The following is a 15,399-nucleotide window of genomic DNA, read 5'->3' as shown; positions in this document are numbered from 1 at the left end:
CAGAACCAGCTACAAGGGAATATTGTTTTCTGCGGCGAAGCGCTCAAGAAGCGTGCGCACAGGCGTCAGGTTCTTCGGGTCATCCAACGCATCATTCAGGAACGAACTGACTGCAGAAATATCAAGCCCCAGCAACATCGCCTTTACCGGACCAATCGCCGTCGGCGACATTGAGACAGTGCGATATCCAATTGCGAAAAGCGCCATAGCCGAAATCGGCCGGCTCGCGAACTCACCGCAAAGCGTCACCGGAACATGATTGCGCTCGCCCGCGCGCACGATGTCCCGCAAAACCCTGAGAAAAGGTTTGCTGAGTGTGTCATAACGATCAGCGACCCGTGCGTTGCCGCGATCTGTCGCCATCAGAAACTGATAGAGATCGTTGGAACCGACCGAGACGAAATCAACCTCGGCCATCATTTCATCAATTTCATAAAGCAATGCGGGCACTTCAAGCATAGCACCCAGCTCGATCTTGCGCGGCACATCATGTCCGAAACGCCGCATATGCTGAACCTCTTTTGCCATCAAAGCGCGGGTCTGACGGATTTCATCAACTTCAGAAACCATCGGGACCATGACCTTGAGCGCCTCGCCCGCGGTCGCCTTCATCAACGCCCTCAGCTGCATTCTGAGCAGATAGGGACGATCCAGCGCCAGACGAACAGCACGCCACCCCATGGCCGGATTTTCTTCTTCCTGAGAGCGGAAGTAAGAAACCATCTTGTCAGAGCCGATATCAAGCGTTCTGAAGGTCACTGGCCGATTGCCCGCATGATCAAGAACCTGACGGTAAAAAGCCTCCTGCTCCGTCGCCTTCGGCATACGCGAGGCGATCATAAACTGAAGTTCTGTCCGGAACAGGCCAATTCCCTCCGCCCCGGAGTCGTCCAGATGCGGGAGATCGACAAGCAGCCCCGCATTCATCATCAGGTTGACACGCACACCATCGCTGGAAACCGGATCGACAGAACGCAATGCGCGAAACTGCTCCTGCCTGCGTGCACGAAGTCGCAGTTTCTCTTCATAAGCCCTGACCACCGCATCCAGCGGTCGCACATGGACTTCACCATCATCGCCATCGACAATGATTCCGTCGCCATTTTCCACCTGTGCGGCCACGCCCGCAGCCTGACCGACCACCGGAATGCCCATGGCGCGCGCCACGATGATAACATGGCTGGTGGCCGCTCCATCTTCCAGGACCAGCCCCCGCAGGCTGTCACGCGGATAATCGAGCAGTTCCGCCGCGCCCATGGCGCGCGCCACGATGACAGCATCTTCTGGGAAACCATCACCGTGAACATCGGCCGAATAGCCTGTCAGCTGCCGCAATAGCCGGTTGGCCAGATCATCCAGATCATGCATGCGCTCACGCATGAAAGGGTCCGTCAGCCGGATCATGCGTGCCTTGGTATCGCTCTGAACCTTTTCGACAGCGCCTTCGGCAGTCAGGCCAAGCTGAATCGCTTCTTCCAAGCGCCGCACCCAGCCGCGGTCATGCGCAAACATACGGTAGGTTTCCAGCACCTCCCGGTGCTCGCCCTCGGCCAGAACATCGCCCCGCTGCAACATGTCATCAATTGATGCGCGCAGCTTCTCCAGCGCCTCACGCAGCCGCGCAATTTCTGCGTCGCTGTCTTCGTTGACGAGGTTATTGACGATAATGCGCGGCTCATGCAGCACGGCGTGGCCGAGCGCCAGACCTTCGCCATAAGCATCGCCTGCAATCGAGACCGAGCGCGTCAGATCCAGCTCCATGCCAGGCCGCGTTATTTTCCGAAGATCACCGGAAACGATCATTTCGGCCAACAGCATAGCCGCGGTCTGAAGCGCTTCCACATCTTCTTCGCTGTAGGAATGCTCATCGGTATTCTGAACAACGAGAACACCGAGCGTGCGCCCTGCACGCAGGATCGGCACACCCAAAAATGAGTGGTAGATCTCTTCGCCTGTTTCCGGAAGATAGCGGAAAGCCGGATGCGATTGGGCATCGGAGAGATTAAGCGGACGCGCCGAAGCCGCAATCGTACCGACAAGGCCCTGCCCCATTCTCAGTGAAGCCAGATGCACGGCATCGCGCTTGAGACCCTGTGTTGCATAGAGTTCAAGCACGCTGTCAGCGCGCAGGACATAAACAGAGCATACGGCAGCAACCATATTCCCGGCGATCTGGCCGACAATACGGTCGAGACGTTCCTGTGGTTCCAATGGCTCCGCCATCAGTTCCCGCAGCCGCTTCAGCAGTATGCGCGGGCTGGATGCTTGATGGTTCATCGCTCGTCTGTCCCCGTGGAGGGCGCATGAGGCCCCGGCTGGACGACCGGTATCGATGAAGCCGGACGTCCGTCCTTTTTTAATTACTTATCGAGACCGTAGCACGAATGCAAAGTCCTGACTGCCAGTTCAGCATACGCACCGTCGATCAGGATGGAAATCTTGATCTCAGATGTCGTAATCGCCTTAATGTTGATGCCCTTTTGGGAAAGTGCCTTGAAGGCCGAGGCAGCAACGCCGGTATGCGACCGCATGCCAATGCCGATTACCGAAATCTTGGCCAGCTCGGTTTCGCTCTGGATGGCGTCAAAGCCGATCTCGCCCTGTTTTTCAGCCAGCATCGCCTTGGCTTTATCAACGTCGGAAGCCGGAACGGTGAAGGTCATGTCGGTATGCGTACCGTCTTCTGAAATGTTCTGGACAATCATATCGACATTGATGTGGCCTTCGGCAAGCGGGCCGAAAATAGCACCTGCAACACCGGGTCGGTCTTCCACACGGCGCAGCGAAATCTGCGCTTCGTCCTTGGCATATGCAATGCCGGTTACGACTTCCTGTTCCACAATCTCTTCCTCATCGCAAATCAGGGTACCGGGCGGATTATCAAAATCGCCCATGCCCGGCGCATCCGGCGCCTCAAAACTGGACCGCACAAATGTGCGGACTTTGTGAACCATGGCGAGCTCGACAGAACGCACCTGAAGAACCTTTGCGCCCAGAGATGCCATTTCCAGCATTTCCTCAAAGGCGACCTTTTTCATCCGCTTCGCTTTCGGCTCGATACGCGGATCCGTCGTGTATACACCGTCGACATCGGTATAGATATCGCATCGATCAGCTTTCACAGCCGCCGCGATGGCGACCGCAGACGTATCAGAGCCGCCGCGACCGAGCGTTGCAATCCGGTTGTCCGGGCCAACGCCCTGAAAACCTGCGCAAACAGCCACCTGCCCTTCACCCATACGCTTGACGATATCACTGCCGTCAATCTCTGCAATGCGGGCGGCGCCATGCGCGTTGTCGGTTTTGATCGGAACCTGCCAGCCCTGCCAAGAGCGTGCATTGACGCCCATTGACTGCAGCACGATCGCCAGAAGGCCCGAGGTGACCTGCTCGCCCGAGGAAACGACGACATCATATTCACGCGCATCATGCATGGGCGAAGCTTCCTTCGTCCAGCCGACCAGCTCATTTGTTTTGCCAGCCATGGCTGAGACGACAACAGCCACTTCGTGACCGGCATCGACCTCACGTTTGACATGACGCGCGACATTGCGGATGCGTTCAATATTGGCGACGGACGTGCCGCCGAATTTCATGACAATGCGGGCCATTCCAGTATTCCAACAATCAAAAAACGGCGCCCGTGCGAAAATGTACGGGCGCGAAACCCATCATGCCCGGAAAGGCCCGCAGCAACGCGGCAACCGGGAAAACTGCGGTTTCTTAGCGAAAACGCGTGAAGCACGCAATGGCACTTTGCAGAGAATAAAGCCCTTCGCCACTCAAATCATACACCTGAATAAAGATCGAGCGGCAATAAGACCGGCCCGCCCTTCGCTTCGGCAAAAAAGGCCTCAACGCCGTAAACGGCTCTCAGATTGTCAGCCGTCAGCACATTCTCAGGCCGGTCATCAGCGACGATATGCCCCTTATCGATCATGATCAGACGCGTGCACCAGCGCGCAGCCAGGCTTAAATCATGCATGGAACTGACGACCGAATGTCCGTCGCTTAAAAGCGAGCGGAAGATCTTCATCAGACCGATCTGATGGGCGGGATCAAGCCCCGCAGCGGGTTCATCGGCCAGCAGAAGTGGCGTTGTCTGAGCAAGCGCACGGGCAATCAGAACCCGCGCCCGCTCACCGCCTGAGAGGGTATTGGCTGGCCGCTCGGCAAGCTCAGTAATGCCGAGACGGGCAATGGCGCGCGCGATCGCATGGCGACCGGCGAAGTCGCGCCCGCCGTCTGCTTTCAGCCATGGCTGCCGCCCGAGCTCCACCAGATGACGGACGGAGACAGGCCACGCGATTTCATGCTCCTGCGGCAGGTAGGAAACAGCGCGTCCCCGTGCCTGTGCGGACATTTCCGCCAGTGGCGTATCCTGTAACAGGATATTGCCCGAAGCATTATTCAGCCCCAGACAGGCTTTTAACAGCGTGGATTTTCCCGCCCCGTTTGGTCCAATCAGGCCGACGAACTCACCGGCAGCGATGGAAAAGCTGATGTTTTCGACAACGTTTCTACCGCCAAGCCTGACGCTCACGGCTTTTGCTTCCAACAGGTTCATAGCATCTCACGCCGGGTTTTATAGATCAGCCAGAGAAAAAACGGGGCGCCGACAATGGCCGTCAGCACACCAAGCTTCAGATCACGCTCCGGTGCAATAACCCGTACAGCGATATCTGCGGTGAGCAATACCGCAGCACCGCCAAGCGCACTGGCTGGCAACAGCCGGGAGGGCACGTGACCGACGAGCGGGCGCAGGACATGCGGCACAACCAGACCAATAAAGCCGATTGCACCGGAAACCGCCGTCGCCGCGCCAACGCTGACGGCAACGCCCCAGACCACCAGTCGCTCGGTTCTTTTGCGCGATATCCCAAGACTTGCTGCAGCATCTTCGCCAAGGGTCATCGCATTCAATGCACGCGCAGAGGCAAACAGCAAACACCAGCCGACAACCATGAAAGGCGCGGCAAGCCAGAACTGGACCATGGAACGATCTGTCAGTGAACCCAGCATCCAGAACATGATCTCCATCGCCGCGAACGGATTGGGGGACAGGTTCAGCGCCAGCGATGTCATTGCCCCTGCGAAACTGGTCACTGCGACACCAGCCAGGATCATGGAAAGGCTGCGGGCCGCGCCACCTGCCAGCGCACGCACTGCAATCACCGACAAAAAGGCGAAGACGAGCGCCAGCAGCGGCAGTGCCAGACTGAAAAGCGCCGAAAGGCCGGTGTAAATTGCAATGACTGCCCCAAGGGAGGCGGAAGCAGACACCCCCAGCAATCCGGGCTCGGCCAGTGGGTTGCGCAGATAGCCTTGCAGGACTGCGCCCGACAAACCGAGCGTTGCCCCGATCATCAGGCCAAGCAGAGCCCGTGGAAGGCGGATCTCATGCATGATCAGCGCGACAGCGCCCGCATCATTGCTGAACAGACCGCGCATGCTCGCACGAAAACCGATACCAGCGGGACCAACCGCCAGGGAGGCGACAAACAGCAGAAAGACAAGAAGCGAAAGGCATGACAGAAGCACAGCATAGCGACCCTGCTTATTCATCGCCCACCCCCTTTTTCGCCGCGTCATGAAGGCGCTGAACAGCTTCAAGATTGAACGGCCCGCCACAAATTGTCTCGCTGCTTGCAAGTTGCACATAGGTGCTGTTTTCAGCCAGTGACCTGAAAGCCGGATGCTGAAATACTTCCTCTGCCAGGGCAGGAGCCTCATACTCCTGCCCGCCGCTGACAATCACATCGGGCGCAGCCAGGACCAGCCGCTCCAGAGGTAAGCGCCCCAGCCCGTCCACACCGGATACGGCGCCGATGTTTTCCAGCCCCGCCTTCACCGCGATATCCCCGGCGAGCGTATGTTTGCCGGAGGTGTAGCCGTTCGCGTAATAGAGCACCACCGTCCGGTGGCTGGCACCGTCAGCGACAATATCGGCCAGTTGCCGGTCCATTGTTTCAACCAGGGCTTCTGCCTTTTCGGACGTTCCCAGAAGCTCTCCCATGCGCAGCAGGTTGTCACGTACAGCATTCAGAGATGGTTCCGGATCAAACTCCGCAACCTTGATCCCAAGCCGTTTTAAAAGTGCTACCGTTTCGCGCGTCGTGTAACTTCCGGCAAGCACAAGATCGGGCTTCATCATGAAGACCTCTTCGGCCAGACCATAATTGGGCCGATAGCTTTCAGCCTCCTCAGAAAGCGCGGAGACAGCCGGATCAGACGCCAGCATCGAAACGGAAATCAGCTGCCCCGGCTTTGCCAGAAGGATCGCCATCTGATCCGTACAGAGATTGATCGAAACCACCCGTTCGGGCGGCATAGCGGCGACAGCACTGCCGACGGCGGCCGGCAGCAGCGCCAGACTGGCGCACATCAAGCCGGAAAGAAATAGAAAACTGCCTTTGATGCGCGCCGTTCGCTTCACTTAAAACGTCCTGCTGAAGCCAAGCGTAACCGTCGTGCCGGGTTCCTTGTAACCAAGCGACGTTTCATAGTCTTCGTTGAATAGGTTTTCGACGGCAAACTTGACGTTTGCAGCGCTGTCGAGCTGATAAAGGGCCGAGACATTAACAACAGTATATTCCGGCAAGTCAGGACTTTTCCAACGATCTGCAACATACTCAATATCACCATTCAGATTGAGTTTTTCAGTCGCCGCGTAACTGGCGCCGACGGTAAACTTCAAGCGGTTTTGCCCGACAAGATACTCATCTGTGGTCTCATTTTCAGGCAGCCGGTATTCGAAGCCGAAATCCAGATCTAGACGGTCTTCAAGGAGTGCCTGAGAAACCGTTGCCCTGATACCGGAAACCTTTGCCTTGTCGACATTGAAAGGCCTGTAACCGGTGGATGCGTTGGAGGTGATCATATCACGAAGAAACGTCTGATAGACGGCCATATCGATTTCGGTACCGGCATCAGGCTGCCAGTTCAAACCGGCTTCCCACGAACGGGAGCGTTCCGGCTCCAGATCAGGGTTGGCATAACCGGGATAGTACAGCTCATTGAACGTCGGCGCCCGAAAGCCGGTACCAAACGAGGCTCGCGCCTTCAGCCCCTCGATCAGTTCATAACCTAGGCCAATATTATAAGTCGTTGCGCCACCAAACTGTTCATCGGAGTCATGACGGATGCCGGCATTCAGATCAAAGGCGCTCCATTCGAGCCCATACTGACCGTAGATCGCTCCGACGTTGCGTGCCGATTGATCGAATCTCTGCGTTGCGTCGACTTCTTCACGGTAGATTTCTCCGCCGAGTGACAGAACGTTCTTTGCCTCTCCCACCCAGATGGTTTTCTGTGTGCTGGCATTAAGACCATATCTGACGGTATTGAACTGCGACGTATAAATGCTGCTGCCCTTCAGGAAATTCCGCGCATAATCAAGCGCTGAGTAAACCTCGAAGGTGGAAGACCAATCTTCAGTGTGGTCAATCGCTGCGCCTACTTTCAATGCGCCGTTTGTCTGGATGGAGTCATTCGCACTTGCACCGTACGTTTCTGAATTTCCATCATATTGTGGATTTGAGCGCGCGTACATACCTTCAGAGTACAAGCGCCCCCAATCGAAATCCTTTGAGATCGAGTAATTGAACGATCCTTGAAGAAACCCATCGCGATCCGGCTCATCATAGCCACTTGCGGGAGTGGTAAAGTCATATCCCTCGGTGCCCAAGAGCGCCAGGCCGACATTGAAACTCACACCATCCTCACTCGCACCGCGAACATTCACATTCCCGAAGCCACCCCAGGGATAGGTTACCCCCGCTTCGACGGTGGTGCAGACATTCTTGCCATTTTCGCAGAAGGAACCGTCTTTGGTAATGATGTTAACGACACCGCCAATGGCATCCGCGCCCCATTCCGCGGAGTGTGCACCTTCAACGATTTCGACACGCTGAATACCGCTCAGCGGAATATTGGAAAGATAAGTGGTCCCCGTTGTTGCCGACCCGACACGCATACCGTCAATCAGAACCAGGGTTTGCGCGGCCGTTGCCGAGCGCAGCATGACACTGGCCGACGCCCCCTGCCCGCCATTGGTCTTGATGTTTACGCCGGGATATTTGCGAAGCAGTGATGGCAGGTCCCGCGCGGCAGACTTTTGAATATCCGCCTCAGAAATCACGGTGACCGTTGAAGTGGACTGCAAAACCGTCGTTTCACGGCGAAGTGGCGTCGTCACATAAACCGGTTCCAGCACAGTCACATCATCTGTAGCGGAAATCACGTCCTGCGCGCTTGCATTTTGCGCAAAGGTAAGAGCGAGCGCTGCGGCGGAGGCCGCAAAAAATTGTCTTTTCATTATCATCCCCATTTGGACGGGCACAGGCCAGCCGAAACAAACCATGGGAACGAGCAAGCGAGACAGGGAAAACCTTATGATCGCACTCGTCCACGGCAACACGAAAATGTCACCGCGACGGACGACCGCGCCTGAACACACCCCGTATTCAAGCTTGGGTGACCGGATCGGGCAGGTCTCCTGGCTTCCGCGTCATCGCCTGTTCTTCCGTCTTCCCGGATTTTGTTGAAAACCCAGTGACATCGGTGGAAGCGGCTCGACGGTTACAGTTGCGGGGGCAGTCACGGATTTCCACCGTGTTCCCTTTTCATCCGCCTTTTGGGCGGAACCTGATCCGGGGGCCATTTAGTAAAGCCGAATGAAACAAGTCAACGTCTCCACCCGCATTTTCTAGGCTCAACTGGGTTTTCCCCTAATAGAAAGGACAGTCTCAGCACACAGACACCGGACGACCCAGCCACTCAGTACGCCCCCCGTCCGGCAAAGCCAGCGCACAGGACAATGACGCGAAGCCACAAGCCTTCCAGAAGGCCAAACCGCACCTATTGGTTTTCCCTGCACCGACGTGAACATGCAGCCCCCCCTGCTCGCTCAGATGGCAAAGTGCTTTCTCCAAAAGCTGCCGCCCGAGACCATGACCACGGGCGCGCGTCAGCAGATTCATGTGAAGGTGTGCCGGGAAATGCTTTAGCACCGGGTCCGGCGGCAGTTCAGGATGATGAAACATGAAGGCCCGACGCTCATCTGCGGTCCACCTGTCGCGACGCTCACGATCCGGTTCGGCATAGCGTCTGCGCAAATCCGGCCACCAATGTTCTTCAAGTTCTCCAGCGAAGGAAAGCGTGTCTAAGGTCCCAACCACATAACCGCAAACTCCGTATTGGTCTTCAGCGACGAAACAAAACCCACCGGCCATAAGAAGATAGGGCGCCGAGTAAATATGGCCCATCATCTTCTTATCCGCATAAAACCGGCTCGCATCGCTGCCGCTATCGCCGGTCGCCAGCGTGATCGCATAAAGCGCTTCAAGGTCGCCCAGGCGACCTTCGCGGATACTTATTCCGGGCTTCTCCAAGAGCGACATCACACCAGAACCGGGTGTACAGCCATATCCTCAGAGCCGAAAAACTTCAGATAGCGTTCGACTTCTTTCGGATCGCCGGTCGCCTTTTCCGGATTGTCGGAGAGTTTGACTGCCGGGCGACCATTGGCATCGGAAACCTTGCAGACAATCGATATCGGCTTCAATCCGTTCACACGATGCGGCGCGCAACCGATGAAATCGTTGGTGAGGTTTGTGCCCCAGCCGAAACTCATCCGCACCCGGCCTTCAAAATGCTTATAAGTTTCTATAATCGCGTCGACATCGAGACCATCAGAAAAGATCAGTATTTTTTCCTTCGGATCGCGTCCCATCTTCTGCCACCAGTCCATGATTTTCTCGCCGCCTTCTATCGGCGGAGCGCTATCAGGCCGAAAGCCAGTCCAGTCTGCCACCCACTCGGGCGCGCTTTTCAGGAATGAGGCCGTGCCGAAGGCATCCGGCAGCGCGATTAAAAGATTACCGCCATAAAGCTTGTTCCAGTCCTGCATCACCCGATAAGGTGCCCAAGCCAGTTCATCATCGTTTTCAGCCAGCGCAGCAGCAACCATTGGCAGTTCATGCGCATTTGTGCCGACGGCTTCAAGATCGGTATCCATGGCCAGAAGAACATTGGATGTACCGGTGAAGGCCGAACCGATACCCTCTTTCAAAGCCTCAACGCACCAGCGCTGCCACAGGAAGGAATGCCTGCGGCGCGTACCGAAATCGGAGATCTTCAGCCCCGGCAATGCTGCCAGCCGCTCGACCTTCGACCACATCTTTGCCTTGGCACGGGCATAGGTCACATCAATTGTGAAAAGGCCGAGATTACGCATCGCTGCGCGTGAACGCAGTTCATTGATGATGCACAGCGCGGGAATTTCCCACATTGTGGTTTCCATCCAGCGGCCATGGAAATCCAGCTGATACTGACCGTCTTTTTTGGTAAGTTCATATTCCGGCAACTGAAAATCTGCCAGCCAGGTCAGAAACTCCGGTTCGAAAATCTGCGAGCGGCCGTAAAATGAGTTACCGGCAAGCCAGATCATTTCTTTTTTGGTCAGCTTTATTTCACGGGCATGATCAAGCTGCGCGCGCAACTCGGCCTCATCAATCTCATCGGCGAGCCGCACCGAAGTGGTGCGGTTGATCACCGAGAAGGTGGCGTTGACGTCCGGATAGAGTTTCCAGATCATCTGAAGCATCAAAAGCTTGTAGAAATCAGTATCCAGCAGTGAGCGGATAATCGGATCGAGCTTCCAGGTATGATCGTAGACACGGGTTGCAATATCGGTCTTCGGCATCGCCTGTCGCTCCTTGCCATTGCCACGCAGGGCGCGTGATGATCAAACCCATTGCAGGCCCGGCAAGTTCAGTCAACAGTAACACGCGCAGGCATCGAAACGGGTGAAGCAGCGTTTTTAAGAAACACCCCTTCGTTCAAGAGATCATGACATAGCGATAAACCAAGCAGAAAGTCCAGTGCACGGCCTCCACATCTGAGATGCCGCATCATCAAACACACGACTATTGCTGATTACATTAAGACGATTCCGCTTTATCTATTTGCCTCGGCCTATTTTCGCGGACTTCCGATGTTTCCATCTGGCTGGGAAATACTCTATCCGCCGTCCGCTTCTTCAACCGGCGTGCCATCGCCCGTTGTCGCCGCTTCCGGTGTGAACATCTCTGTCGCGGTCCAGGTCAGCAATGCGAGCACCAGTCCGGCGATCAGAAGATAGAGTATCGGCCGACCGCGTTCGGATTGCCGTGCTTCGGTTGACGATAAATCGGGGCTTTCTTTCCTGTGCCGTTGGGTCTCGTCGTCTTTTTCCACCATCAAACGCGCTCCTCATGAGTTTCAGGCTCGGAAAGTTCAGGCAGCTTGCCCGCCAAACCATTCAATTCCGCCCCAGATCAGAATGAGAGCGACGATAATTGCGACAAAGATTGCGATGACGAGCTGCCCGCGATCCAGATGCCGCTTTGCTGTCGGTGAAACCACCGGCGGCTCACGCCTGTTCTGCGGATAATCATCTTCGCCCGGATATTTCACAGGGCGGCCTTCTTTCGGATCGAAATGCCTGGCCATTGCGTTCTCCTCCTACGCTTTGGTTCCCAAAGACAGTTGTAGATAGGATAAAACGCAGGAGCTGTTATCGATGTTCCATCCCCGAACAGCTTTTAGCCTTTCAATAGCCCGACTGGCGGTCGACCGTATGCTGGAGCGCCTCACCGGCCTCAAACCGCTCAATCTGGTATTCGACATGGGCAAACAGTGCTTCTACATCCGTGTCGGCAGCAATATGCGGCGTGAGGATGGCGTTTTCACAGTCCCAGAGCAGGCTTTCAGCAGAAAGCGGCTCCGTTTCGAAAACGTCCAGAGACACAGCCGCCAGAACACGATCCTTCAACGCAGCAACGATATCGAGCTCAACCTGACTGCCGCCGCGCCCGGCATTAATGAAGACCGGACCACCCAGCGGACCATCAGCTTTCAATTTTGAAAAAAGAGACAGATTGAACAGCCCGGTGGTCTGCCCGGTCAAAGGCAGAAGACCGACAAGAATATCGGTTTTTGCCAGAAATACATCAAGTCCGTCCTGATCGAAGGTTTCCATACCGTCGATCGTTTTCTGACTGCGCGACCAACCGATCACCTTAAAGCCCATCACTTTCAGCTTTTCAGCTGCATCCAGACCCAGCGCACCAAGGCCCATAACGCCAATCGTGACATCAGCAGCTTCTGGCTGGGGCCATTCCCGCCAGATGCGATCCCGTTGCTGGCGGGCATAAAGACCGGCGCGACGTAAATGCGCGAGGCACTGTAAAACGACATATTCGCTCATGCGCCGCGTCAGCGTCGGATCGACAAACCGGACCAGCGGCACATCCGGCAAACCTTCAAGCGCCAGAACCTTATCGACCCCCGCCCCACCTGAAAACAGAACGTCCAGATTAGGCGCGCGCTGAAACAGATCAGCCTCCGGCTTCCACAACACCGCGTAGCGGCAATCCGAAAGATCGCGCTTAGCATTTTCCGGTTCTGCCAGATCAATCACTGTGCGATTGCGAAAGAAGCCGGACATGGCGCTTACAACTTTCTCACGATCGGGGAATTTCAGATCGATCAGGACAGGGGCTTTAGGCATATAATCAGCTTTCAAAAGATGTATTGGCTTTGCGGGAAAGCGCGGATTTCAGTCATTTTCAACGATCAGAGCCCTGTGACGCGAATCTCAGTCAGCCTCGACCGGCTCGATATTGAAGGCCGCAGCGAGCAACGCCTTTGTGTAGTCGGCAGTTGGGGATTCGAAAACGCTGGCAGCCGGACCGCGTTCAACGACCTCGCCGTGCCGCATAACGATGATTTCATTGGCGAGCGCACGCACAACACGCAAATCATGCGAGATGAAAAGATAGGCCAGGTTATGCCTTTTCTGAAGATTGGCCAGCAGGTCAACAACCTGCGCCTGAACACTCATATCCAGCGCCGAGGTCGGTTCATCAAGCATCACAAAGCGCGGTTTCAGCACCATGGCGCGCGCAATCGCGATACGCTGACGCTGCCCGCCGGAAAATTCATGCGGATAGCGCCAGCGGGTTGCCGCATCAAGACCAACCTCCTCAAGCGCCTCCACAACGCGGGTTTCACGATCTCGGGACGAGAGATCGCGGGCATGGATTTTCAAGCCTTCTGCCACAATTTCGCCAACCGACATCCGCGGAGAAAGGGACCCGTACGGATCCTGAAAAACAACCTGCATGCGGTCGCGATAAGGTTTCATCTCTTTCAGCGAACAGGATCCGATATCCTTGCCGATGAAGCCGATCCGGCCTTTTGAGGCGATCATGCGCGTCAGTGCCAACCCGAGTGTGGTCTTGCCCGACCCGCTTTCGCCAACGACCCCCAGCGTTTCACCGGCTCGCAGCTGGAGTGAAATACCGTTAACCGCCTTCACATGATCAACCGTCCGACGCAACAGCCCGGCCTTGATCGGAAACCAGACCTTCAGATCATCGGCCTCGATAACAACCGCTCGCTCCTGATTGTGCGGCGGCGGTTCACCTTTGGGCTCAGCGGCGAGAAGATGCTTCGTATAGGCATGCTGCGGATTGGCGAAAATCTCTTCAACCGGGCCATGCTCAACGATCTGGCCATCGGTCATCACACAAACCCGGTCGGCGAACTTGCGGACAATGCCAAGATCATGGGTGATGAACAGCATCGACATGCCATGTTCATTCTGAAGATTTTTCAAAAGCTTCAGAATCTGCGCCTGCACTGTGACATCCAGCGCTGTGGTTGGTTCATCGGCCACCAGAAGCTTGGGCCGGTTTGCAAGTGCCATGGCAATCATTACGCGCTGGCGCTGCCCACCGGAAAGCTCATGCGGAAAAGCGTTCATGCGCTTCTCAGCATCGCGAATGCCAACTTCATGCAAAAGCGAAAGTGTCCGCGAACGCGCCGCAGCCCCCGTGATGCCGCCATGCAGAGCCAGAATCTCACCGATCTGCTTTTCCACCGTATGCAGTGGATTAAGCGAGGTCATCGGTTCCTGAAAAACCTGCGTAATCTCCGCACCACGCACCTGCCGCAAAGTGCGGTCATCGGCTTTTAGAAGATCGCGCCCTTCAAACAGGATTTCACCGGTGGGGTGGCTTGCTGCCGGATAAGGCAGAAGCTTAAGGATGGATGCCGCCGTTGCCGATTTGCCTGAGCCACTTTCGCCCACCAGAGCGACGACTTCGCCGGACATGACATCAAAAGAAATCCGATCAACCGCGAGATTGTTTTCGCTGCCCTGTTGGAAGGCAACGGAAAGCTCACGAACTCTGAGAAGCGGTTCTGGACTCATTGAAACGTCTTCCTCGGATCGAATGCATCGCGCACCGCCTCACCAACAAAAACCAGTAGCGAAAGCATGATGGAAAGCGTGAAAAAGGCGGTCAGGCCAAGCCAGGGCGCCTGCAGATTGCTCTTGCCCTGCTGAACCAGTTCGCCCAGCGACGGCGAGCCGGGCGGCATGCCAAAGCCCAGAAAATCAAGCGAGGTCAGCGTGACGATGGCCCCGGATAGAATAAACGGGACGAAAGTCAGCGTTGCAACCATGGCATTCGGCAAGAGGTGGCGGAACATGATTGTGAAATTCCCAACGCCCAGAGCACGGGCAGCGCGGACATATTCGAAGTTTCTGGCCCGCAGGAACTCGGCTCGCACCACCGCCACAAAACTGACCCACGAGAAAAACAGCATGACGCCCAGCAACACCCAGAAGCCGGGTGGCAAGATGGCGGCGATAATCAGCAGAATATAGAGCTGCGGCAGGGATGACCAGATTTCGATGAAGCGCTGCATCAGCAGATCAAGCCAGCCACCGAAATAGCCCTGCACGGCACCGGCGGACACTCCGATAATCGCAGAAAGACCGGTCAGGATCAGGCCGAAAAGAACGGATATGCGAAAGCCATAAATCACACGCGCCAGAACATCGCGCGCCAAATCATCAGTGCCCAGCCAGTTCATATTGCCAAGCGTACAGCCTGGATCGTCCGAACCTTCAGGATATCCGGCACAGCGCTCCTGCTGGTTCATCATCCAGAATGGTGGCGTCGGCGCGGAGTAAGGGACATTGGCATTGATCGTGCGATAGGAGTACCGGACCGGCGGCCAGATCATCCAGCCATTGGCCTCAATCTCTTCCTGAATAAAGTCCGACCGATAATCGGTGACGGCCAGGAAGCCACCAAACTTTTCTTCCGGGTAATCCACGACCACCGGAAACAGCAATTCGCCCTTATACTCGGCAATCAGTGGCTTATCATTGGCGACGAATTCAGCAAGCAAGCTGATGATGAACAGAAACAGAAAAATCCAAAGCGACCAGTAGCCGCGCCGGTTGGCCTTGAAACTCTTCCAGCGTCGCGCATTCATCGGCGAAAGAAAGCCGCGTTTTGGCGGGATCGCTGAGCCTGCGTCGGATGTCACATCGCTCAT

At 56.0% G+C, this 15,399-nt stretch carries 13 protein-coding genes and 1 riboswitch; all 13 genes read right to left on the bottom strand.

All coding sequences use genetic code 11. The features are described from left to right. Nucleotides 1–9: 9 nt before the first annotated feature. Entirely contained in the window at nucleotides 10–2,277 is a 2,268-nt protein-coding gene (gene ptsP / locus EDC90_RS08835) for a phosphoenolpyruvate--protein phosphotransferase (RefSeq protein WP_132310639.1), read from the bottom strand. A gap of 83 nt (nucleotides 2,278–2,360) precedes the next feature. Further along, nucleotides 2,361–3,611, bottom strand: coding sequence for an aspartate kinase (locus EDC90_RS08830; RefSeq protein ID WP_132310637.1), 1,251 nt, complete (start codon nucleotides 3,609–3,611; stop codon nucleotides 2,361–2,363). A 176-nt stretch (nucleotides 3,612–3,787) separates the two neighbouring features. Next, nucleotides 3,788–4,567: an ABC transporter ATP-binding protein gene (locus tag EDC90_RS08825; RefSeq protein WP_132310634.1), complete on the bottom strand. Its 780-nt coding sequence runs from the start codon at nucleotides 4,565–4,567 to the stop codon at nucleotides 3,788–3,790. Then, nucleotides 4,564–5,565 (bottom strand): FecCD family ABC transporter permease, encoded by a 1,002-nt coding sequence (locus tag EDC90_RS08820; RefSeq protein ID WP_132310632.1) that lies wholly within the window; start codon nucleotides 5,563–5,565, stop codon nucleotides 4,564–4,566. Before EDC90_RS08820 ends, EDC90_RS08825 begins: the two co-directional genes overlap by 4 nt. Further along, complete coding sequence (locus EDC90_RS08815; RefSeq protein WP_245510998.1) at nucleotides 5,558–6,436, bottom strand: ABC transporter substrate-binding protein; 879 nt, start codon at nucleotides 6,434–6,436, stop codon at nucleotides 5,558–5,560. The genes EDC90_RS08820 and EDC90_RS08815 overlap by 8 nt, the downstream gene beginning before the upstream one ends. Further along, entirely contained in the window at nucleotides 6,437–8,317 is a 1,881-nt protein-coding gene (locus EDC90_RS08810) for a TonB-dependent receptor domain-containing protein (RefSeq protein ID WP_165972791.1), read from the bottom strand. 153 nt (nucleotides 8,318–8,470) lie between these two features. Continuing rightward, nucleotides 8,471–8,665, bottom strand: a riboswitch (cobalamin riboswitch). A gap of 82 nt (nucleotides 8,666–8,747) precedes the next feature. Beyond that, complete coding sequence (locus tag EDC90_RS08805; RefSeq protein ID WP_132310628.1) at nucleotides 8,748–9,401, bottom strand: GNAT family N-acetyltransferase; 654 nt, start codon at nucleotides 9,399–9,401, stop codon at nucleotides 8,748–8,750. Further along, the gene (pncB, locus tag EDC90_RS08800; RefSeq protein WP_132310626.1) at nucleotides 9,401–10,705 is read right to left on the bottom strand and encodes a nicotinate phosphoribosyltransferase; all 1,305 of its coding nucleotides are present in this window, start codon (nucleotides 10,703–10,705) and stop codon (nucleotides 9,401–9,403) included. The genes EDC90_RS08805 and pncB overlap by 1 nt, the downstream gene beginning before the upstream one ends. Nucleotides 10,706–11,022: 317 nt before the next feature. After that, the gene (locus tag EDC90_RS08795) at nucleotides 11,023–11,241 is read right to left on the bottom strand and encodes a hypothetical protein (RefSeq protein WP_132310624.1); all 219 of its coding nucleotides are present in this window, start codon (nucleotides 11,239–11,241) and stop codon (nucleotides 11,023–11,025) included. Nucleotides 11,242–11,277: 36 nt separating this feature from the next. Continuing rightward, nucleotides 11,278–11,493, bottom strand: a complete 216-nt coding sequence (locus EDC90_RS08790) for a hypothetical protein (RefSeq protein WP_132310622.1) — start codon at nucleotides 11,491–11,493, stop codon at nucleotides 11,278–11,280. Nucleotides 11,494–11,593: 100 nt separating this feature from the next. Beyond that, a complete protein-coding gene (locus EDC90_RS08785) occupies nucleotides 11,594–12,553 on the bottom strand; it encodes a 2-hydroxyacid dehydrogenase (protein ID WP_132310620.1) in 960 nt (319 codons plus the stop codon). Nucleotides 12,554–12,640: 87 nt separating this feature from the next. Then, nucleotides 12,641–14,260 (bottom strand): ABC transporter ATP-binding protein, encoded by a 1,620-nt coding sequence (locus EDC90_RS08780; RefSeq protein WP_132310618.1) that lies wholly within the window; start codon nucleotides 14,258–14,260, stop codon nucleotides 12,641–12,643. Then, nucleotides 14,257–15,399, bottom strand: a complete 1,143-nt coding sequence (locus tag EDC90_RS08775) for an ABC transporter permease (RefSeq protein ID WP_132310616.1) — start codon at nucleotides 15,397–15,399, stop codon at nucleotides 14,257–14,259. Before EDC90_RS08775 ends, EDC90_RS08780 begins: the two co-directional genes overlap by 4 nt.

Source organism: Martelella mediterranea (assembly GCF_004342225.1).
In the GTDB taxonomy this organism is placed as follows: Bacteria; Pseudomonadota; Alphaproteobacteria; order Rhizobiales; family Rhizobiaceae; genus Martelella; species Martelella mediterranea_B.
The sequence above is the reverse complement of the archived record's forward strand: the minus strand, read 5'-3'. Positions and strand labels throughout refer to the sequence as shown.

Excerpts from the sequence above, each read along its gene's own strand:
- EDC90_RS08810 (WP_165972791.1), bottom strand. The coding sequence starts at position 8,317 with ATGAAAAGACAATTTTTTGCGGCCTCCGCCGCAGCGCTCGCTCTTACC.
- EDC90_RS08795 (WP_132310624.1), bottom strand. The coding sequence starts at position 11,241 with ATGGTGGAAAAAGACGACGAGACCCAACGGCACAGGAAAGAAAGCCCC.
- EDC90_RS08775 (WP_132310616.1), bottom strand. The coding sequence starts at position 15,399 with ATGAGCGATGTGACATCCGACGCAGGCTCAGCGATCCCGCCAAAACGC.
- EDC90_RS08805 (WP_132310628.1), bottom strand. The coding sequence starts at position 9,401 with ATGTCGCTCTTGGAGAAGCCCGGAATAAGTATCCGCGAAGGTCGCCTG.
- EDC90_RS08820 (WP_132310632.1), bottom strand. The coding sequence starts at position 5,565 with ATGAATAAGCAGGGTCGCTATGCTGTGCTTCTGTCATGCCTTTCGCTT.
- pncB (WP_132310626.1), bottom strand. The coding sequence starts at position 10,705 with ATGCCGAAGACCGATATTGCAACCCGTGTCTACGATCATACCTGGAAG.
- EDC90_RS08830 (WP_132310637.1), bottom strand. The coding sequence starts at position 3,611 with ATGGCCCGCATTGTCATGAAATTCGGCGGCACGTCCGTCGCCAATATT.
- EDC90_RS08780 (WP_132310618.1), bottom strand. The coding sequence starts at position 14,260 with ATGAGTCCAGAACCGCTTCTCAGAGTTCGTGAGCTTTCCGTTGCCTTC.
- ptsP (WP_132310639.1), bottom strand. The coding sequence starts at position 2,277 with ATGAACCATCAAGCATCCAGCCCGCGCATACTGCTGAAGCGGCTGCGG.
- EDC90_RS08790 (WP_132310622.1), bottom strand. The coding sequence starts at position 11,493 with ATGGCCAGGCATTTCGATCCGAAAGAAGGCCGCCCTGTGAAATATCCG.
- EDC90_RS08785 (WP_132310620.1), bottom strand. The coding sequence starts at position 12,553 with ATGCCTAAAGCCCCTGTCCTGATCGATCTGAAATTCCCCGATCGTGAG.
- EDC90_RS08825 (WP_132310634.1), bottom strand. The coding sequence starts at position 4,567 with ATGAACCTGTTGGAAGCAAAAGCCGTGAGCGTCAGGCTTGGCGGTAGA.